Raw genomic sequence first — 19,569 nt, 5'->3', positions numbered from 1 at the left:
TGTTCTTCATAATCTCTTAATGATCTTCTCGATGCTTCGTCAGCATCAAGCTAGGTCGGCTATATTACGCTTTATTTCTAAAGTGTCAACTGGTAATTTAAATTATTTTAAACTTTCTTTCTAAAACCCAACTCAATCATTCTTAACCAAGTCATTGTTTTATCAGAAGTTTTAATCTTCATCACCGCCGATGGATGTGCATTATAGGTGAAATATTTTGCCTTGCAACCCCTCTTTTTAAGTTTTATGAGTTTTTTAGTCCGAACGGTTATTTATTCGGCAAAATCATTTAGATCTGTATCATTCTTGCTCAAAATTAGCAGTATGCTTATTTTCCAATATTAGCTACACTACTTTAATGTTCATTCGTGTTGTGTTGAAATGACTCAAAATTTAAAAATAATAACCTTGCTGTCATTTGTAGCAATGCAAACACCTATTTTGTATGCTGCACCTGCATCAAATCTTTATAACACTACATTCTCCATTTTAGCGTATGCAAAATGGCAAGCTAGCACGCCCAAACTTTGTTTTGTAAATCAAGATAATATTGCACAACAATTCAAAAAACATGCCCCATTACATAATAAATATGACATTCAACCCATTCAAAGCCATGAAATATCTAAAAGTAATTGTCAAATATTAATTTTTTCTACGCTTTCTGCTGCACAAGAACAACATACCTTAAATACTCAAGTTCGATTTCCAGCCCTATCTATTAGTTTAAACAATCTGGAATGTGAAACTGGCAGCGCTTTTTGTCTTTATAAAAAAAATGATAACTATGCTTTTAAAGTCAACATGGAAAGCTTGACTCAATCTCAAGTGCATATTGATCCGCGTGTATTACTGCTTGCAAAAACATCGGAGTCAAACTCATGAAGCAGTTATACACTCCAATTACCTTGCATCAATTATTCACACGCGCACAACTCACTATCTTTGCTCTGACTTTTACAATTTGTTCAATGATTTTTCTGGTCATTTCAACCTACACCATGAACACCTTCGCAAAAAATAGTTTGCAAAGTTTATCTGCAGCATTAAATGAACGCATTCAGCCTGCAGTGGTTTTTAATGATCAAATGACGCTCAACAAAATTCTGTCTGAACATACGCAGCGTTATTCTATTCGTTCAATTGAAGTACGCTCACCTAAACAGACACGTATTGCCTTTATTGAACAGCAAGGTCTAGAGCATTTTTCAATTCAGGCTTTATTGGACTATCTGTTTTTTAATCATCCTGTTCGGCTGAGTATTGACCATGATCAGCAAAACTATGGCGAACTGGTGGTGTATGGAAACTCTAGTGACTTGGTTAGTTTCTTTTATAAAATCGTTTTAGGTTTAATTTTCGGTTTTATTTTGCTTTTAATTGCTGTGTTTTGGTCAATTAATTCAATTTATCAATATCTCATGCAATCTTTAAGTTCTATTGTCAGCTCGGCACAGGAGATCAGTGCACAAAAAAATTATAAGCTGCACGTTTCAAGTTCAGATATTCAAGAACTTCATGAACTGAGTTATGCCTTTAATGGCTTACTCAATGAAATTGAACAATCCCATAAAAATTTATTGGTCGAAAATCATAAACTGCAATTTCAGTCACAATACGACAATTTAACGCAGCTACCAAATCGTAATTATTTTTATGAAACACTGTTTAAGCTATTTACCCAGCCTTCTGCTACGGCCGCAGTATTTTTTTTAGATATTAATAACTTTAACCAAATCAATAACCAATTTGGGCATTTGACTGGCGATAATATCTTGCGTGATTCATCGCATTGTCTAATTCAGATTTTGCCCTCACATGCGTTTGTTGCGCGTTTAGGTGGCGATGAATTTGCAATAATCTTAACTGGCTCACACTCCACTTCAGAATTAGAGGGTTATTGTCAAAAGATTCATGCGTGCTATGGCTCTACATTTAGGTATGAACAGCAACAAGTTTCCCTAAATGTCAGTATTGGCGTAGCATTGATTGAATATGCCAAAACTCCTGAAAATTTAATTGCCGATGTCGATCGCGCAATGCTCAAAGCCAAACGTGATCAATCAAAATGGTATATTTCACCTCAATCAAACAATAAACAGGTTCCTTATGCTTAAAAAAGTTCTGATCGGTACACTTATTTTTGTTATGGTTTCACTCAGTGCTTGCATGAGTTTAGGGAATGTCAGCTATAAGCAGGCACGCATGCTAAAACAAGAAGGTTTTATTTTAAGTGATGATGGCTGGACTTTAGCCCTGCCTGAACGCTTGTTATTTGGTTTTGATGAATACGCCATTCAAAACAACCAAAAAGAACGCCTGAACCAATTGGCACAACAGCTGCATAAATATGACTTGGATAAACTCAAGTTTATTGGTCACACAGATAACCTAGGCTTAGCCAGCTACAATCAAACCCTTTCTGAAAAACGCGCCCAAAATGTGGCTCAGGTTTTTTTAGATCAAGGTTTTGAAAGAAAAAATATTCAGGTGATTGGGCGCGGTGCAACACAACCAATGGTAAGCAATGACACACCAGCAAATCGTGCCACCAACCGACGCGTCAATGTGACGATTGTGCCTTAATAAAAAAGACACTAAAACTTTCTTATTTTTAGCCTCATTCTTGAGGCTTTTTTATGCCGACCAATAACTAATATGAAGCCAATTTTAAACCTAACAAGGCTTTCACAAATTTCAGGCATAAAAAAACCGCTTAACGCGGTATCTTTATTGACTTGACCATTTATACTTAGCATCTGTTCTATTTAGAAAATGGTCGGAGCAGTAGGATTCGAACCTACGACCCCCTGGTCCCAAACCAGGTGCACTACCAGGCTGTGCTATGCTCCGAAATTGGGGTGAATGACGGGATTCGAACCCGCGACAACTGGAATCACAATCCAGGGCTCTACCAACTGAGCTACATCCACCATCATGTTTGGTTCTTTTATACCAAGCTACCAAAAAATGGCGCGCCTGACAGGATTCGAACCTGTGACCATCCGCTTAGAAGGCGGATGCTCTATCCAACTGAGCTACAGGCGCATGACCGATGATACATAATATCATGCGATACGTTGCCTTGAAGAATTGGTCGGAGCAGTAGGATTCGAACCTACGACCCCCTGGTCCCAAACCAGGTGCACTACCAGGCTGTGCTATGCTCCGATTCATCTCAGCTTTTTGTGTATCGCACATCGTGCGGTACGGTGTGCATTCTAGGCGCGACGCCCGAAGACGTCAACACCTATATTTAAAAAAAATTAAAAAAAAGCTTCAACCGTATATTTATCAAGCATTTTTGATATTTTTCAATCAATTTTAGCGTTTTAAGCTCGCACTGAAATTCAACATACGATCTAGTGGTAATTTAGCACGTTCTGCCATGGCAGGTTCAACGAATACTTCTTGATCACCTGTTTGCAATACATGCAAAATTCCATCCAATTCATTCATCGCCATCCACGGGCAGTGTGCGCATGAACGACAGGTTGCACCCTCACCTGCAGTTGGTGCTTCAATTAGAATTTTATTTGGTACAGCTTGCTGCATCTTGTAGAAAATACCGCGGTCTGTTGCCACAATTAAACGCTCGTGTGGCAAAGTTTTTGCCGCTTGAATAAGTTGCGAGGTACTGCCCACCGCATCAGCTACATCAACAACTGATTCTGGTGATTCTGGATGCACCAAAACTGCTGCATCCGGATACATGGCTTTCATATTGGCTATACCGCGTGAACGGAATTCTTCATGCACAATACACGAACCATCCCAAAGCAGCATATCTGCGCCAGTTTTCTTTTGAATATAGCGTCCTAAGTGCTGATCTGGCGCCCAAATGATTTTTTCACCTAAGCTATCGAGATGTTCAATAATTTCAACCGCACAGCTTGAGGTAACGACCCAATCTGCACGCGCTTTTACCGCAGCGGACGTGTTGGCATAAACCACGACTGTATGATCAGGATGCGCATCACAGAAGCGGCTAAACTCATCGACAGGACAACCTAAGTCTAGCGAACAAGTCGCTTCTAAAGTTGGCATAAGAATGGTTTTTTCTGGCGATAAAATTTTGGCAGTTTCGCCCATAAATTTTACACCAGCTACGACCAACGTGGTTGCCGCATGATCACGACCAAAACGTGCCATTTCCAGTGAATCCGAAACACAGCCACCTGTTAATTCAGCCAGTTCCTGTACTTCAGGATCGCAGTAATAATGGGCAACCAAGACAGCATTGTGCTTTTCGAGTTCTGCTTTAATTTGCGCAAATTTTTCCTGCTTGGCTTGCTCACTCAAATGATGTTCTTTGGTTTCACCCAAGCGATCTAAATGCGCCTGCACAATTGATTTGGCTTCATTGGCAATTAAATTGGTCGCATCATTCATAACAACGTCTTCTCTATCTTCATGCTTGCCCGAACACAAGCTTACTCAAGTCACTGATGATATGGGGGCAATTTACTCATTCACCAGCCCTTTGCCGATTGAATGCTAAAAAAGCCTCACAACGGAGGCTTTATCACTCAATTTGAATTTTTACGAACGGTAATCCGCGTTGATCTTGACATAATCGTAAGACAAGTCACAAGTATAGACTGTATCTGTCGCTTGACCACGTCCTAAATTTACACGAATGGTCATTTCGGTTTGTGCCATGACTCGCGCGCCCGCTGCTTCGGTATAGTCGGCAGCAGCACCGCCATCTTTGCAAATTTGCACATCATCCAACCAAACCTGAATTTTTTCAACGTCTAAATTTGGCACGCCTGCATAACCAATTGCAGCAAGAATACGCCCCCAGTTTGGATCTGAGGCAAAAATGGCCGTTTTTACCAATGGTGAATGTGCAATGCTGTACGCAATATCACAACATTCTTGGGTATTGTCACCATCTTCAACACGTACCGTAATGAATTTTGTTGCACCTTCACCATCACGGATAATCAGTTGTGCCAAACGCAACATCACACGATTCAAAACATCTAATACCACAGCATAACGCGGGTCATTTTCACTGCAAATTTCAGTGCCACCCGCCTGACCTGTCGCCACCAAGATACATGAATCATTGGTCGAGGTATCGCCATCTACAGTAATACGGTTAAACGATTGTTCTACGCTGTGTTTGAGTAATTGCTGCAAGATGTCACGTTGAATTGGTGCATCGGTTGCAACATAGCTAAGCATGGTCGCCATATTTGGGCGAATCATACCTGCACCTTTAGAAATGCCTGTCATGCTATAAGTAATACCATCTAACTCAAACTGCTCAGATGCACCTTTTGGCGTGGTATCTGTGGTCATAATACCTGTCGCAGCATCATGCCAAGCATCCTCACGTAACGATGCCAGCGCAGGCGCTAAACCAGCAACCAAGCGCTCAATCGGCAATTGCTCACCAATCACACCTGTAGAAAATGGCAAAACTTCTTGGGTAGATACACCTGCCAATTCAGCCAATTTGGCACAGGTGATTTCTGCATTTTGCATACCCAATTTGCCTGTACCCGCATTGGCATTACCTGTATTAATGACCAAATAACGCGGATTGCCTTGAGCTAAATGTGCTTTGGACACATGCACAGGCGCAGCGCAAAATGCGTTTTGAGTAAATACGCCCACTACATTTGAGCCTGCTGCAAATTCAAAAATAACCAGGTCACGTCGGTTCTGATAACGCACATAAGCCTCTGCTGAACCAATTTTTACACCTTTGACCACATGCATGTGTGGCATAGAGACGTCACCAACTGCCATTTTGAAATTTCCAGTACAAATTTGAGAATGTCACAGCTTAGTGGAAATTGAAGAAAAAATCGAGCATCCTCCCTGCTTGACTCAACTTTTGTTAATACACAAGGTCATATATAAAAAACCAGCCCGTATGGACTGGTTTTAATCTTCAGTGTAATGCATCAGCAACTAAAATTATACTGATTGAGCCTATTTGGATTATGGCGTAGTCGCAACCACGGTTTCACCCAATAAAGCCTGTTTTGCACGTTCTTGACTTGCTGCAGATAAAGCAGGATTTGCAGCCACAATACGATTTACATTGGCAGCATTCGCAGGTGCAATCGCTGCAGTATGCAACACGATTGGACGCTGATCTGGATTGGCAAAGGTATAACGAATACCTGTGCGTGGGCTTGCCACAGTCACGTGACCATTATCCACTTGAGCCTGTGCTGTAGTGGGTCCTACAGCAGCCTGAACTTTTGCAGCAGTGGTCGTTGTCGCTGTAGCATTCGCAAAGGTCAACGTTGGCAAGCTAAGTGCGACAATCATTAAAGGTTGTAATACTTTTTTCATTTTTTGTTCCACGTATGGATATATTGCATGTGCAACTAAATAGCATTTAATTCCAAAATCTGCAAATGCTATACACATCTTGCAAAACTATTGCTACAAAGTTTTAAGCCAAAATGCGATAAAAAAGCAGAACCGAAGTTCTGCTTTGCAAAGTTCATCAAACTTAAATTTTACCGTGACACTGCTTGTATTTCAGTCCTGAACCACATGGACATGGTGAGTTACGGCTTGCAGGTGGTACCACCGCTTGATCAGCAGCTACCGCTTGCGGTTCTGATTCAAAGGTTTCACCCGTTAAGCCGTCTACATCGGCATGAGAAAGGTTCAACTGCATGGCTTCGGCCTGTGCCTGTTGTTGCGCTTCCATGGCAGCCAATTCTTCAGGCGTTGGGACGTGTACACGTGATAAATCAGTGACCACATCAGCTTTAATCACACCCAGCATGTTCACAAATAAGTTAAATGCTTCTTTTTTGTATTCTTGCTCAGGGTTCTTTTGCGCATAGCCGCGTAAATGAATACCTTGACGTAAATAGTCCATTGCCGCCAAGTGATCTTTCCAATGACGATCAAGTGAACTGAGCATAAAGTGGCGTTCTAACATCGCTGCAGATTCATCACCCATTTGCTCACGACGTGCACGATAACGTGTGACAATTTCATCGGCAATACGTTCTACTAAAGCTTCTTCATCTAGGCGACGATCATCTTCGAGCCATTGGTTAATTGGTAATTCGATGCCCAAATCATCACGCAAGGCACGCTCTAAACCTTCAATATCCCATTGATCATGAATCGATTCTGGTGGAATATAATTGGCGATCATACCTGTGACCACTTCACGGTGCATTTCTTCAATATAGTCTTGCAGCGTGCTTTCTGCCAGAATATCATCACGCTGTGAATAAATGATCTTACGTTGTTCGTTGTTTACGTCATCGTATTTCAACAAGTTTTTACGGATGTCGAAGTTACGTGCCTCAACTTTACGCTGTGCATTTTCGATAGAGCGTGACACCATTTTGTGTTCAATCGCTTCATCTTCCTGCAAGCCCATAGCACGCATCATTGCTACAACACGATCACCTGCGAAAATACGCATTAAGTCATCTTCAAGTGACAAATAGAAACGTGACACGCCTGGGTCACCCTGACGACCTGCACGACCACGCAACTGGTTGTCAATACGGCGCGATTCGTGACGTTCTGAACCAATAATGTGTAAGCCACCTGAACTTAACACCATGTCGTGATTTTGTTCCCACTCTGCCTTTAAACGCGCTTCATCTTCAGGGGTTGGGTTTTCAATTTTGGCTAGCAGGGCTTTCCAGTTACCACCTAGCAAAATATCTGTACCACGGCCTGCCATGTTCGTGGCAATAGTCACCGCACGTGGTGAGCCTGCTTGCGCAATGATGTCAGCTTCGCGTTCGTGTTGCTTCGCATTTAACACTTCGTGCTGAATACCCGCTTCACGCAGTTTGTCCGATAAAATTTCCGAAGCTTCAATGGTTGCGGTACCAATCAAAATTGGCGCTACACCCGCTTCATGCACACGCTGAATTTCTTGAATAATTGCGTTGTATTTGCCTGCACGGTTTAAATAAATCAAATCGTTCTGGTCATTACGAATCATTGGGCGGTGGGTTGGAATAATCACCACATCCAAACCATAAATTTCTTTCATTTCTGCAGCTTCAGTATCTGCAGTACCCGTCATACCCGATAATTTTTTGTATAAACGGAAATAGTTCTGGAAAGTTGTGGTCGCTAAAGTTTGGTTTTCAGGCTGAATTTCTAAGCCTTCTTTGGCTTCTACCGCTTGGTGCAAGCCTTCTGACCAGCGACGGCCAGGCATGGTACGACCTGTGTTTTCATCGACAATAATCACTTCACCATCATGGATGATGTAATGCACGTTGCGTTGATACAAGAAGTGCGCACGAATAGCTGCTGATACGTGATGCACCAAATTCAGGTTAGATGCAGAATACAGACTTTCGCCTTCTGCCAATAAACCCATTTGAATTAATTCATTTTCTACCGTTTCATAACCAATTTCGGTCATTTCTACAGTACGTTGTTTTTCATCAATCCAGAAATGTCCACCATCGGCTACTTTTTCTTCTTTTTGTGCATGCAATTTTGGCGGAATGGTGTTGATTGCTGCATATAACTGCGATGAGTCATCACTTTGACCAGAAATGATTAATGGGGTACGTGCTTCATCAATTAAGATCGAGTCCACTTCATCAATAATGGCATAAGTCAGACCACGCTGTTTTTTCTCACTCAGCGAGAACACCATGTTGTCACGCAAGTAGTCGAAACCAAATTCGTTATTGGTACCGTAGGTAATGTCTGCGCGATAAGCCTGTGCTTTTTCAGTCGGGTCTTGCATGGAATAGATAATGCCAATGCTTAAACCTAAAAACTCAAATAAAGGGCGGTTGAGTTCGGCATCACGCTGTGCCAAGTAGTCGTTCACAGTAATGACGTGCACGCCCTGACCGCTTAAAGCATTTAAATAACAGGCCAAAGTTCCCATTAGGGTTTTACCTTCACCTGTACGCATTTCTGCAATTTTACCTTCATGCAAGGTAATACCACCAATCAACTGCACGTCATAGTGACGCATGCTCATGACACGTTTGGCGGCTTCACGACATACTGCAAATGCTTCTGGTAATAATTTATCTAAACTTTCGCCTTTGTTATAACGTTGTTTGAATTCTTCGGTTTTTGCAGATAAGTCTGCATCGCTTAAGGCAGATATCGTCGGCTCGAGCGCATTAATCTTGTCTACGATTTTACGCATGCGTTTGAGTTCGCGCTCATTTTTAGTACCGAAGATTCCTCCGATCAGACTTGCCAACATGAATAAACTCTCTAAATCTTGCTTGTCAAATAAATAGGTTTTTCTTAGTGGTTATTATGGTGCTAGAAATTTGAAGTACAAGGGTTTTGCACAAAAACCTATTAAAAATTCCAATCTCTACTTGCCATTTCTCGCTGCTAAGTAGCAGTTAATGTAACAAATTTCGAGCGGACGATATATAGCAATCACACATCAATCTATTTTGAAAATGCAATAAAAATGACACACCATATTCAAATTACTCATAAGCACATACAAAAACACTATTTAATTCTGCAAAAGGAATGGCGCATAGTAGTACGCATACATCACACAACAAAACAAGACAGAGGTACACAATGACTATTCGCTTAGGTGACATCGCACCCAACTTCACACAAGATTCAAATGAAGGCCCAATTGATTTTTATGAATTTTTAGGTGACAGCTGGGGCATTCTATTTTCGCATCCTGCCGATTACACACCTGTCTGCACCACCGAGCTAGGCTATACCGCAAAACTGAAAGATGAATTCAGCAAGCGCAATGTCAAAGCGATTGCACTTTCTGTAGATGATGCTGAATCTCATAAAGGCTGGATTCAAGATATTAACGAAACTCAAGATACAACGGTTAATTTCCCAATTCTTGCTGACCAAGATCGTAAAGTGTCTACCCTGTACGATTTTATTCACCCGAATGCCAGCGAAACACTGACTGTCCGCTCATTAATCATTATTGATCCAAATAAAAAAGTACGCTTGATCATTACTTATCCTGCTTCTACAGGACGTAATTTCCACGAAATTTTACGTGTCATTGATTCACTACAACTGACTGACAATTACAAGGTTGCAACGCCTGCCAACTGGCAAGATGGTGAAGATGTGGTCATTGTGCCTGCCATTCAGGATGAAGCGGAACTTAAAGAACGCTTCCCAAGTGGATATAAAGCCATCAAGCCTTATTTACGTTTGACCAAACAACCGAACCGCACTTAATTAAGTGTTACATGAGCAAGCCTATCTTCGGATAGGCTTTTTACAATCAAAGCATTTGAAACACGCCTAAACTCAATCAGCATTAAAAAAGGATTTAACCCAAAAGATTAAATCCTTTTTAATAAACATTTTGATCGAATGATCTAGTCGCGTTTATCTAACGGTACCCAGTCAATCACCCATGCAGATTTCATATTCAAACTTGGGTCTGCGGTAATTTTCTTGCGGGTTGCATCTGCAGCATCACGGTCTTTAGATGGCCCAACCATAATCCGAACCCCTTTAGACGTTGGACTTTGGGTGACTTTATAACCTTTGGCTTTCAGTTTTGCCGCCAAAGCATCGGCATTGGCTTGGTTAGCAGCCAAAGCCACTTGTACCATCCACTGCTTATCACCTTCTTCCAATAACTTACGTGCTTTTTCAGCTTCAGTCTTTTTCTTGGCTGCTTCTTCAGCTTTGCGTTTTTCCTCAGCTTTACGCTTATCTTCGGCAGCCTTACGTTCTGCTTCTTTTTTCGCTTCAGCGGCTTTGCGCTCTTGTTCAGCTTTACGTTTTGCATCGGCTTGGCGTTGTTCTTCCGCTAAACGTTTTTCTTCTGCAATGCGTTTTTCTTCCGCTAAACGCTTTTCATCTGCTGCTTTTTTCTCTGCAGCACTACGCTCTTGCGCAGCTTTTAACTCAGCAGCTTTCTTGGCATCCGTTGCCTTTTGCTGCTCTAACTTCTTTTGCTGGGCGGCTTTTTCTTCAGCCAAACGCTTTTGCTTGGCTTGTTCATCTTCGACCAATTCAGGCGGAATATTGTCAGAACTTTGCTGCTGACCAGAACGCAATGCATTTAAAGCAGCATATTCTTCTGCAGCTTTACGCGCTGCTTCAGCTTCTGCCTGTTGCTGCATTGCTAAAAACTCAGCTGCACGCGCTTCTTGCTCTGCCACTGCTTTTTCACGCGCACGGCGTTGTTCTTCAAGCAGACGCTGTTCGGTTTGCACATCGACAGTTAAAGGCTGCAATTGCACCATTTCTGCCTGATTGGCATTTTTATGTTGAACTTGTTCGGCTTGGCTTGGGGTTTTCACATTATTTTGATGTATTTCTTCTTGCCCTTTTAAAAGCAATGCTGCCAATAAAACACCACCACCTAATAAAACAACGCCACCCATCCAGCGCTGTTTGTTATTCATTGACATTCTTCCAAATACTCCCATACCGCTTCTAAGGTATGAAATGATCCACATACCAAAATCAGCTGATTATTTTTTGTTTCATCCAGTGCTGATTTAAAAGCCAATTGTATACTGTCGAAGTGTTGTATTGTTTCGCCTTGCAAAGCCTGATCCAAAACCGTGATCTCCGCCGCACGAGGCACATTTAATGTGGCAATTTTCCACATTACGACACTATCTTTCAATAACTCAACCACAGAATTTATATCTTTATCTGCAAGCATTGAAAAAACACTGACCACTTCAGTGTACTGTTTATTGTAATTTAAGAAATTGCGCAATTGCTTTAACAAAAATTCAACGCCATGCGGGTTATGTCCTGCATCAAAAATCACGGTTTTGCCCTGAATTTGACGAATTTCAAAACGTCCCGCCAATTTGGCCGTTTGAATACCTTGTGCAATTGCATCTTGGGTGATTTCTAAACCACTGTGCAAGACTGCTGCCACAGCCGTTGAAATATTATCAAGTGCCAAGCTGCCTGCGGGAAGTTTTAAGGTGCAGCCCGATGCAGCAAACATCCACGACTCACCATCTTGCATGTCCCGATAAAAATAATCACGATTCAGGGTAAACAATGGTGCATTACAAGCTGCTGCCTTATCTTGAATAGCTTGAGGCAAATCTTGCTGACCTGCAAAAATGACAGGAATGTTAGGACGAATAATGCCTGCTTTTTCATAGGCAATTTTTTCGATGCTATCGCCTAACCAATCGACATGGTCTAAACCGATATTGGTAATAACCGCCACATCTGGATTAACGACATTGACCACATCTAAGCGTCCGCCTAAACCGACTTCAAGCACCCACACATCGCAGTCACGTGCTTTAAAAATCACAAAGGCTGCCAAAGTCGTGGCTTCAAAGAAAGATAAACTCAGATCGCAATCACGTCGTGCTTGATCGACTTGCACAAAAGCATCAATCAAACTTTGGTCATCGACCTCGACACCTGCTAATTTGACCCGTTCATTAAAACGGTAAATATGCGGCGATTGGTACAACCCAACCCGATAGCCCTGCGCATTTAAAATAGCCGCTAAAGTGGTTGTGGTTGAGCCTTTGCCATTGGTTCCCGCAACCGTAATGACTTTAGCTTTAGGATGGGTTACACCCAATTTTTCTGCAACGGGAATGACCCGTTCCAAACCTAAATCAATACCCGTAACGTGAACATGGCTCCAATAATTGAGCCATGTGTTTAAATCATCGGTTGCAAGAGGTGCTGTGTTCAAGGCAAGTTCATCAGTTTCGCAAGAATACGATAAACTGTATCACGTAATGCATGACGATGGACAATTTGATCGACCACACCATGATCAAGTAAGTATTCTGCACGTTGGAACGGTTCTTCCAGTTTTTCACGTACAGTTTGCTCAATGACACGTTTACCCGCAAAACCAATCATCGCTTTAGGTTCTGCAATGTGCACATCACCCAGCATCGCCAATGATGCAGTTACACCACCATATACAGGATGTGTTAATACTACGATGTAAGGTAAGCCTGCTTCTTTCATACGTTGAATTGCTGCAGAAGTACGCGCCATTTGCATTAATGACAACATGCCTTCTTGCATACGCGCACCGCCCGATGCTGCGAAGCAAATTAACGGTTGTTTTTGCTGAATCGCACGTTCAGCAGCTTGCACAAAACGGTCACCCACTACGGTACCCATTGAGCCGCCCATAAAATCAAACTCAAATGCACAAGCAATGACTGGCATATCTTTTAATAAGCCCTGCATCACCACTAAAGCTTCGGTTTCACCCGTTTTCTTTTGCGCTTCAGTCATACGCTCAGGATAAGCTTTGCTGTCTACAAATTTGAGTGGGTCTTTGGCAGAGAATTCTTGACCTAATTCGTTTTGTACTTGGTCAAAGAACCAAGTTAAACGCTCACGCGCTTTCATGCGTAAATGTTCATCACATTGTGGGCATACATAAGCGTTGAACGACATTGCCGTACGTGTCACCAAGGCATGACATTCTGGACATTCAATCGTTGGTTCAGTAAAGATCGCTTTTAACGCTTGTTGCTCATCTGGTGTTTCAATACCAGGTACACCACGTGCAGTCCACGGCGTCGATGGGCTTAGAATTTTCCCTGTTTTCACTTCTTGACTCATACTAACTCATCGAGCGCAGCTCGAAGCTCCTTCACTTTATTAACCGTTGCAATGACGGCTTGTTCTGGTGCTAAGCTCGCAAATTGTTTTACAAAAGCACTTCCGACAATGACTGCGTCGGCAGCCGCGCCCATTGATTTGGCAGATGCAGCATCACTGATGCCAAAACCCACACCCACAGGCACGTTGGTTACAGCTTTAATCTGTTGGATGCGGGTTGCTGCTTCTGCAACATCAAGTGTTGCTGCACCCGTCACGCCTTTCAAAGAAACATAATAAATAAAGCCACTGGCTTGGTTTGCAACAAATTGAATACGCTCTGGTGTAGAAGTTGGCGCTAACAAGAAAATTTGATTCATCCCATATTTATTCAGGACTTCATCAAATTCTTGGGCTTCTTCAGGTGGTAAATCGACCAGAAGTACACCATCGACACCACAGTCATGTGCATATTCAACAAACTTTTCATAACCAATGACTTCTACAGGGTTTAAATATCCCATCAATACCACAGGAGTTTCCTGATCTTTTTGACGGAACTCTTTGACCATGTTTAAAGCATCTAGCGTATTGGTTCCACCTGCCAACGCTCGCTCTGCAGCGAGGGCAATTACTGGACCATCAGCCATTGGGTCTGAAAACGGCAAACCTAATTCAACGACATCTACCCCTGCCTCGACCATTTGATGTAACAACGGAACTGTGACTTCTGGATGAGGGTCACCTGCCATAACATAAGAAACCAAGGCCTTACGCTGTTGAGATTCAAGCTGTGCAAATCGTGTGGCTAAACGTGACATAGGGTTGTATTTTCCTTGAATGATTAAAACTGAGACATTTGCTATTGTAGAAATACAAATTGACCCATTGTAACGCTATTTTTTACTCAATGAATAGCGCACAGGCATGAGTTGCTGCATTTCTGTTTGCAAAACGATTTATTCAGAACAACCGCGAGGCTACATTTACTGATATTTGCGCTTTTTTCTCAATGATCAAAGATGCCTAATTTTGCCTGCTTATCGGTTTTTGAAACTTGCTCAATCGTGCTTTTAAATTTAAAAATATTGATAAAAATAAACAACTTCAGGTTTTATCTTAGGCTTTATCAACCTTGCAAAAGCTGATTCGGTCATGGCTACACACAGCTTATTTTCAATCTCTTAGCGCGAAATCACCTGTTGATAATGAGCCAATCCATACTATTTATGGCGTATTTTGCTGTAGAGAAAGTGCATCCTCAGCTTGCTGCAACTGCTGTTTACGTTTTAGCAAGGTCTGTCCTGTACAGGCTTTATAGGCACGCGCCAAAGCCGATTGGTCTGAATAACCCAACAACTGTGCAATATCGCTTAGGCTCACATTTTGTCGCAGTAAGTTTTCACAGCGCTGCATCCGTTCTATTTCAAGAATCTGTTTAAAACCCGTACCTTCCTGTTTAAGCTGACGCTGTAACGTACGCCCTGAACGAAATAAACGCTGCGCCACCCATTCAATGCTCGGCACTTGCTGTTCATAACGTAAATAATGCGCCACCTGCTCTTGGACTTGCTGCTGCACGGTTTCTAATTGTGGTTTTAACGCAATCGCATCTTCAGCTTGTTTGGTGAGTAAATGAATTAAAGAGGGATCGGCTTGCTGTGGTTTTAAACTGAGGCTTTCTAAATTTAAAACAATTTGATATTCCGCTTGCTTAAATAAAACCTTACAACCATAAAACTTTTCATAATGCAGCATCGCCATACGCGGTGCATGGGCAAAATGAATCTCCCGTATCGGAGAGTGTTGAAAATCAAAAATTTGCATGGCCAATTGAGTCATACAAGCAAAAGTCATTTCATGAACCAAGCTGTATTTTTCATCCACCAATGGCCATGATAAATATAAAGCATCTGATTGTTGTTCCAGTCGCATTGGTACGGCTGCCGTACCATCCACCACCAAGCGACTAAAACGCATCATATATTGAATGGCTTCTGCAACACTGTTACTACGCGATGCCATATAGCCAAGCACGCCAAAATGTTCAGGCTGAATATAACGTGCCAATTCAAAAACGAGCGTTGGACAATCTAAAAACTGAATACTGTGTTGGATGATCTCGTTAAAAAACTGATAGGACGATTGGGTATCCATGGGCAATGCCAACACATGCTGTAACTGCTGCAATTGTGCAGGCGAAAATCCAAGCTGCTCAGGAACTCTGCCCTGTGCAGATAAATAGCGTAACCAAAGTTGATAATAACCATTCGGAATTTGAATTTCGCTCATGTGCTTGCTCATTTTGACATGCATCATTTTCTTTTGTCGCTTAATGTATAAAAACTGGCAAATACTGTCAAAACAAATCTGCCAAAGCCCGACATAATGCAAACAGGATTGACCAGAGTGAAATAAAATAAAATGAATGCACTTGTCCAATATCATGCTGCGCCCATAGTACGCAGCAATCTCGATTTTAAATTAGCCGATGTGCCGCGTTACTGGTTTGCAGGTGACCCGTTTTTAACCCGCATGTTTGATGCTTTGAGCCTGACTTTTCCTGATGGCGAGCGTTATTTCATTCAATCGGTACGTTTGTTCCGTGATCAAATTCAAGACCCTGACTTAAAACAGCGTGTTGCCGATTTTATTCGACAAGAAGCTCAGCACGGCATTGCACACGACAAAATGAATCAGGTCATGAAAGATCAAGGCATGCCTGTAGATCAGTTTATTCAGCGTCTAAACAAAGTGTTTAAGTTTGAACTGAAATATCGCTCGCCCCAATACAACATCGCCATGACAGCAGCTGCGGAACATTTAACCGCACTTATGGCAGAAACTTTTTATGGCGAAAAAGACACGCTGCAAGATGCACATCCTTATGTCCGTGCTTTATTTGCATGGCATGCGATTGAAGAAATGGAACATCGTGATGTGGCGTTTGATGTGATGCAACAGGTGGGCAATGTGCCTGAAGTGACTCGAAAAATGGCGTTGGTGCTGACCACAGGTTTAATGTTCGGATTTACCCTGTACCGCGCCAATGTCATGCTGAGATGCGATGGGTTTAATCGTACCCAGCGCCTTAAAATGAATGTACGTGGCTTGCAATGGCTGTTTGGCAAACAAGGGAAATTACGCAAAATGCAATCACAATATCGTGATTGGTTTAAACCTGACTTTCACCCTAGCCAACATCCAATCATCGCGCAATATGATGTCTGGCTTGAGACTTTGGCGCAAACAGGCGACCCAATTCAGGCAGGTGAAGCATTTTGGCAGGCAGGAAAATAAAGCTTTTGGTTTTGCTTGGCTTTTAACCAATGAACACCTAAGCATTGCTTAGCTTTATACAAACTTGCCTCTAATATCTTTATATAAAGTAAGGCATAAGGCAATGCTGAGTCATATCTTATTATTTCTTATTTATGAGTGACCAACACAGTTTAAGCGTAAGAGATCGCTGTTACTGTTACAGCTCCATCTCCTACGCAGAAAAAGGTTTTAGTCCTGATTCATAATAAAAAAGTATTGGCGATAATATTTCAGCTCAGCAATCGAATCACGAATATCATCCATCGCCAAATGCGACGCATTCTTTTTCAAACCGCTCATAATTTCTGGACGCCAGCGCTTTGCCAACTCTTTCACTGATGAAACATCCAAATTACGATAATGGAAGTACTGTTCCAATTCAGGCATTAAACGGTGTAAAAAACGGCGGTCTTGGCAAATTGAGTTGCCACACATTGGCGATGTTTTAGGATTGACCCATTTTTTTAGAAACTCAATGGTTTGCTGCTCTGCATCCTGCGCAGTGAGTTTGCTGCGACGCACACGCTCAATTAAGCCCGATTGTCCATGCTGACGTGTATTCCACTCATCCATGGCATTTAAAATACGATCAGGTTGATGCACAGCCAGCACAGGACCTTCTGCCAAAATATTTAAATGATCATCGGTCACAATGGTAGCCACTTCAATAATTTGGTCGTTATCGGTATCTAAACCTGTCATTTCCAAATCAATCCAAATGAGGCGAGTATCAGGCGTGCTGCTCATAAATGTGCAATCTTATTCGGCTTAAAAACAGCATAGTAGCAAATTTCTTGCTTCTTGGCTGTAACTGTGCCCCCGCTTCATGCTATTTTTGCCATCCTGAGTTCATGGTTTTTTAGGATATGAATGGCTTTAATTCGTAAGCGTCGATTGACTGAACAACAGCAACGTCGAATTGAAAAACAACACAAGTCACGTCAGGCAGACATTGACACTTCACATGATTTAGAAGGCTTGGTGGTACAACACTATGGTCGTCAATTAGAAGTGCAGGCTTTATCTGTTCCTGAAATTCATCCTGAAAAACCTGTGGTGCACGCAGGTGAGCCTGAACCGTTTTGGAAACCTATCGAAATAGGCAGTATTTGGCGCTGTCATACTCGCACCAATTTAGAATTATTGGTGACGGGAGATCGGGTCAAATGGCAAGCCGATCCGAATACAGGTTTAGGAATTATTACCGCGATTCATCCACGCCAATCTTTATTGACCCGACCTGATCGTTATCACAAAGTTAAACCTGTTGCCGCCAATATCAGTTTGATTGTGATTGTTTTTGCGCCTTTGCCTGAACCTGCACCGGGCTTGATTGACCGCTATTTGGTTGCTTGTGCCGATGCCGATATTCCCGCCTTATTGGTTTTAAACAAATCTGATTTACTCAAAGAAAACGACCCGATTTTAGACTTGCTCAAGGAATATCAAGACTTGGGATATGAAGTTATGCAAACCCAATCCGATGCGAATTTAGAGCATTTAGCGGCACGTTTAGCAGGTGAAACGGTAGCTTTTGTCGGGCAATCGGGCGTGGGTAAAAGCTCGCTGATTAATGCCATCGTGCCCGAAGCGGCGCAAAAGACCAATATCATTTCGGAAAACTCGGCACTTGGACAGCACACCACAACCTCTACTCGTTTAATTGGCTTTGGAGATGGTGCTGCCTTAATTGACTCACCGGGGATTCGTGAATTTGGTTTGTGGCACTTGAGCCAAGATAAAATTCAAAATGGTTTTCCTGAAATTGAAAACCTGTTGGGTCATTGCCAATTCCGCAACTGTACCCATAAACATGAAAAGCAATGTGCGCTGCGACTGGCTGCTGCAGAAGGCGAAATTTTATCGCGTCGTTTAGACAGTTATTTAAGACTGTGTGATGAAATTGCCGAAGCGCAACAAAAAAATTAATTTTATTGTGGCGCTGCCCTTGAAGCGGTGTTTTTGATCGCCATATTTATACGCTATACTCTTGAACAATTTTGACATTGTAATTAGGTGACTTGTGGAACGTTGGTTCGAATTTATGGGGAATCATCCCTTCTTATTTGGGACGCTGGCTGTATTGGTAGTGTTGTTCTTTGTGTTAGAAGGTCAACGCAATGGTCGCAAAATTTCCCCACAATCTTTGGGTATTTTAGTCAAAGCTAAAAATGCCATGTTGATTGATTTACGTGATGCCAAAGATTTCCGTGAAGGTCATATCAGTGGTAGCCGCAATATTCCCTATAGCCAAATTACCAAGCATGTTGAAGAGTTAAAAACCTCAGATCGCCCATTGGTCTTTATCTGTAACTTGGGTCAGGTTGCAGGCAGTGCTTTACAACAGGTCGCACATACCGATGCCTATCGTTTAGATGGCGGTATTAGCAACTGGAAAGCACAAGGTTTACCTTTAGTAAAAAGCAAATAGTTTTACCCAATATTTTTCGCAAGGAGAACAATCATGGCTGAAGTCACTATTTATTCAACGACTGTATGTCCATACTGCATTCGTGCAAAACAACTCCTTGAGCGTAAAGGCGTTGCCTATAAAGAAATTAATTTGTCGAATGAAGCGCCTGAAGTACGTGTTGAATTAATGCAACGCACCAATCATCGTACCGTTCCACAAATTTTCATCAATGACCAGTTTATTGGCGGCTTTGACCAATTATATGCGTTAGATCGCGAAGGCAAGCTCGATCAATTATTGGCATAAACATAACACGATAACCA

18 protein-coding genes and 4 tRNA genes are annotated in these 19,569 nt (G+C 42.1%); 8 read left to right on the top strand and 14 right to left on the bottom strand.

The genetic code is table 11. The annotated features are described in order from the left end of the window. The first annotated feature begins 381 nt into the window (after nt 1-381). Genes FTU98_RS10865 through FTU98_RS10855 form a run of 3 tightly spaced genes read left to right on the top strand, consistent with a single transcriptional unit; the run spans nt 382 to nt 2,586 of the window. The gene (locus FTU98_RS10865; protein WP_180051401.1) at nt 382-885 is read left to right on the top strand and encodes a YfiR family protein; all 504 of its coding nucleotides are present in this window, start codon (nt 382-384) and stop codon (nt 883-885) included. Further along, nucleotides 882-2,117, top strand: a complete 1,236-nt coding sequence (locus FTU98_RS10860; RefSeq protein WP_154321032.1) for a diguanylate cyclase domain-containing protein — start codon at nt 882-884, stop codon at nt 2,115-2,117. The genes FTU98_RS10865 and FTU98_RS10860 overlap by 4 nt, the downstream gene beginning before the upstream one ends. Further along, nucleotides 2,110-2,586, top strand: coding sequence for an OmpA family protein (locus FTU98_RS10855; RefSeq protein ID WP_154321033.1), 477 nt, complete (start codon nt 2,110-2,112; stop codon nt 2,584-2,586). The genes FTU98_RS10860 and FTU98_RS10855 overlap by 8 nt, the downstream gene beginning before the upstream one ends. A 190-nt stretch (nt 2,587-2,776) precedes the next feature. On the opposite strand, the gene FTU98_RS10850 is transcribed toward FTU98_RS10855, so the two are convergent. From FTU98_RS10850 to secA, 8 genes are all read right to left on the bottom strand, one after another. Further along, nucleotides 2,777-2,853 (bottom strand) — tRNA-Pro (locus FTU98_RS10850). Nucleotides 2,854-2,857: 4 nt separating this feature from the next. Further along, nucleotides 2,858-2,933 (bottom strand) — tRNA-His (locus FTU98_RS10845). 38 nt (nt 2,934-2,971) lie between these two features. Then, nucleotides 2,972-3,048, bottom strand: a tRNA-Arg gene (locus FTU98_RS10840). Between the two features lie 46 nt (nt 3,049-3,094). Beyond that, a tRNA-Pro gene (locus tag FTU98_RS10835) sits at nt 3,095-3,171 on the bottom strand. A 153-nt stretch (nt 3,172-3,324) separates the two neighbouring features. Next, a complete protein-coding gene (gene nadA, locus FTU98_RS10830) occupies nt 3,325-4,392 on the bottom strand; it encodes a quinolinate synthase NadA (RefSeq protein WP_026438463.1) in 1,068 nt (355 codons plus the stop codon). A 150-nt stretch (nt 4,393-4,542) separates the two neighbouring features. Further along, on the bottom strand, nt 4,543-5,763 hold the full coding sequence (argJ, locus tag FTU98_RS10825; protein ID WP_096902401.1) for a bifunctional glutamate N-acetyltransferase/amino-acid acetyltransferase ArgJ: 1,221 nt from the start codon (nt 5,761-5,763) through the stop codon (nt 4,543-4,545). Nucleotides 5,764-5,958: 195 nt separating this feature from the next. After that, the gene (locus tag FTU98_RS10820) at nt 5,959-6,318 is read right to left on the bottom strand and encodes a hypothetical protein (protein ID WP_154321034.1); all 360 of its coding nucleotides are present in this window, start codon (nt 6,316-6,318) and stop codon (nt 5,959-5,961) included. Between the two features lie 163 nt (nt 6,319-6,481). After that, nucleotides 6,482-9,196, bottom strand: coding sequence for a preprotein translocase subunit SecA (gene secA, locus FTU98_RS10815; RefSeq protein WP_154321035.1), 2,715 nt, complete (start codon nt 9,194-9,196; stop codon nt 6,482-6,484). A 338-nt stretch (nt 9,197-9,534) separates the two neighbouring features. On the opposite strand from secA, the gene FTU98_RS10810 reads away from it, so the two are divergent. After that, nucleotides 9,535-10,176, top strand: a complete 642-nt coding sequence (locus FTU98_RS10810; protein WP_136144594.1) for a peroxiredoxin — start codon at nt 9,535-9,537, stop codon at nt 10,174-10,176. 143 nt (nt 10,177-10,319) lie between these two features. Here the strand turns inward: FTU98_RS10810 and FTU98_RS10805 are convergent, their stop codons facing one another. The 5 genes from FTU98_RS10805 to FTU98_RS10785 all read right to left on the bottom strand — a co-directional run bounded on the left by FTU98_RS10805 (nt 10,320) and on the right by FTU98_RS10785 (nt 15,804). Continuing rightward, nucleotides 10,320-11,366: an SPOR domain-containing protein gene (locus tag FTU98_RS10805; RefSeq protein WP_373683427.1), complete on the bottom strand. Its 1,047-nt coding sequence runs from the start codon at nt 11,364-11,366 to the stop codon at nt 10,320-10,322. Beyond that, a complete protein-coding gene (gene folC / locus FTU98_RS10800; RefSeq protein ID WP_131261959.1) occupies nt 11,357-12,640 on the bottom strand; it encodes a bifunctional tetrahydrofolate synthase/dihydrofolate synthase in 1,284 nt (427 codons plus the stop codon). Before folC ends, FTU98_RS10805 begins: the two co-directional genes overlap by 10 nt. Continuing rightward, a complete protein-coding gene (gene accD, locus FTU98_RS10795; RefSeq protein ID WP_004976262.1) occupies nt 12,637-13,533 on the bottom strand; it encodes an acetyl-CoA carboxylase, carboxyltransferase subunit beta in 897 nt (298 codons plus the stop codon). Before accD ends, folC begins: the two co-directional genes overlap by 4 nt. Next, entirely contained in the window at nt 13,530-14,333 is an 804-nt protein-coding gene (gene trpA, locus FTU98_RS10790; protein ID WP_179991588.1) for a tryptophan synthase subunit alpha, read from the bottom strand. The genes accD and trpA overlap by 4 nt, the downstream gene beginning before the upstream one ends. 406 nt (nt 14,334-14,739) lie before the next feature. Then, a complete protein-coding gene (locus FTU98_RS10785) occupies nt 14,740-15,804 on the bottom strand; it encodes an AraC family transcriptional regulator (protein WP_131261958.1) in 1,065 nt (354 codons plus the stop codon). Between the two features lie 132 nt (nt 15,805-15,936). On the opposite strand from FTU98_RS10785, the gene FTU98_RS10780 reads away from it, so the two are divergent. Further along, the gene (locus tag FTU98_RS10780; protein ID WP_131261957.1) at nt 15,937-16,812 is read left to right on the top strand and encodes a metal-dependent hydrolase; all 876 of its coding nucleotides are present in this window, start codon (nt 15,937-15,939) and stop codon (nt 16,810-16,812) included. 210 nt (nt 16,813-17,022) lie between these two features. On the opposite strand, the gene orn is transcribed toward FTU98_RS10780, so the two are convergent. Then, the gene (gene orn / locus FTU98_RS10775) at nt 17,023-17,580 is read right to left on the bottom strand and encodes an oligoribonuclease (RefSeq protein WP_004976254.1); all 558 of its coding nucleotides are present in this window, start codon (nt 17,578-17,580) and stop codon (nt 17,023-17,025) included. Nucleotides 17,581-17,703: 123 nt separating this feature from the next. Here orn and rsgA point away from each other — a divergent pair, with 123 nt between their 5' ends. The 3 genes from rsgA (at nt 17,704) to grxC (ending at nt 19,552) form a co-directional block, all read left to right on the top strand. Continuing rightward, complete coding sequence (gene rsgA, locus FTU98_RS10770) at nt 17,704-18,762, top strand: small ribosomal subunit biogenesis GTPase RsgA (protein ID WP_096902409.1); 1,059 nt, start codon at nt 17,704-17,706, stop codon at nt 18,760-18,762. Nucleotides 18,763-18,856: 94 nt separating this feature from the next. After that, nucleotides 18,857-19,264: a rhodanese-like domain-containing protein gene (locus FTU98_RS10765; RefSeq protein WP_004976250.1), complete on the top strand. Its 408-nt coding sequence runs from the start codon at nt 18,857-18,859 to the stop codon at nt 19,262-19,264. Between the two features lie 33 nt (nt 19,265-19,297). Continuing rightward, nucleotides 19,298-19,552, top strand: coding sequence for a glutaredoxin 3 (grxC, locus tag FTU98_RS10760; protein WP_004976247.1), 255 nt, complete (start codon nt 19,298-19,300; stop codon nt 19,550-19,552). Nucleotides 19,553-19,569 lie beyond the last annotated feature (17 nt).

This window comes from Acinetobacter sp. YH12211, from assembly GCF_013418015.1.
Lineage (GTDB): Bacteria > Pseudomonadota > Gammaproteobacteria > Pseudomonadales > Moraxellaceae > Acinetobacter > Acinetobacter towneri.
Note: the sequence above shows the minus strand (reverse complement) of the source record. Positions and strands in the feature narration are given on the sequence as shown.

Bases quoted from the DNA above. Each gene is read 5' to 3' on its own strand.
- FTU98_RS10865 (WP_180051401.1), top strand. From the start codon at position 382: ATGACTCAAAATTTAAAAATAATAACCTTGCTGTCATTTGTAGCAATG.
- FTU98_RS10860 (WP_154321032.1), top strand. From the start codon at position 882: ATGAAGCAGTTATACACTCCAATTACCTTGCATCAATTATTCACACGC.
- FTU98_RS10855 (WP_154321033.1), top strand. From the start codon at position 2,110: ATGCTTAAAAAAGTTCTGATCGGTACACTTATTTTTGTTATGGTTTCA.
- nadA (WP_026438463.1), bottom strand. From the start codon at position 4,392: ATGAATGATGCGACCAATTTAATTGCCAATGAAGCCAAATCAATTGTG.
- argJ (WP_096902401.1), bottom strand. From the start codon at position 5,763: ATGGCAGTTGGTGACGTCTCTATGCCACACATGCATGTGGTCAAAGGT.
- FTU98_RS10820 (WP_154321034.1), bottom strand. From the start codon at position 6,318: ATGAAAAAAGTATTACAACCTTTAATGATTGTCGCACTTAGCTTGCCA.
- secA (WP_154321035.1), bottom strand. From the start codon at position 9,196: ATGTTGGCAAGTCTGATCGGAGGAATCTTCGGTACTAAAAATGAGCGC.
- FTU98_RS10810 (WP_136144594.1), top strand. From the start codon at position 9,535: ATGACTATTCGCTTAGGTGACATCGCACCCAACTTCACACAAGATTCA.
- FTU98_RS10805 (WP_373683427.1), bottom strand. From the start codon at position 11,366: ATGTCAATGAATAACAAACAGCGCTGGATGGGTGGCGTTGTTTTATTA.
- accD (WP_004976262.1), bottom strand. From the start codon at position 13,533: ATGAGTCAAGAAGTGAAAACAGGGAAAATTCTAAGCCCATCGACGCCG.
- trpA (WP_179991588.1), bottom strand. From the start codon at position 14,333: ATGTCACGTTTAGCCACACGATTTGCACAGCTTGAATCTCAACAGCGT.
- FTU98_RS10785 (WP_131261958.1), bottom strand. From the start codon at position 15,804: ATGAGCGAAATTCAAATTCCGAATGGTTATTATCAACTTTGGTTACGC.
- FTU98_RS10780 (WP_131261957.1), top strand. From the start codon at position 15,937: ATGAATGCACTTGTCCAATATCATGCTGCGCCCATAGTACGCAGCAAT.
- orn (WP_004976254.1), bottom strand. From the start codon at position 17,580: ATGAGCAGCACGCCTGATACTCGCCTCATTTGGATTGATTTGGAAATG.
- rsgA (WP_096902409.1), top strand. From the start codon at position 17,704: ATGGCTTTAATTCGTAAGCGTCGATTGACTGAACAACAGCAACGTCGA.
- grxC (WP_004976247.1), top strand. From the start codon at position 19,298: ATGGCTGAAGTCACTATTTATTCAACGACTGTATGTCCATACTGCATT.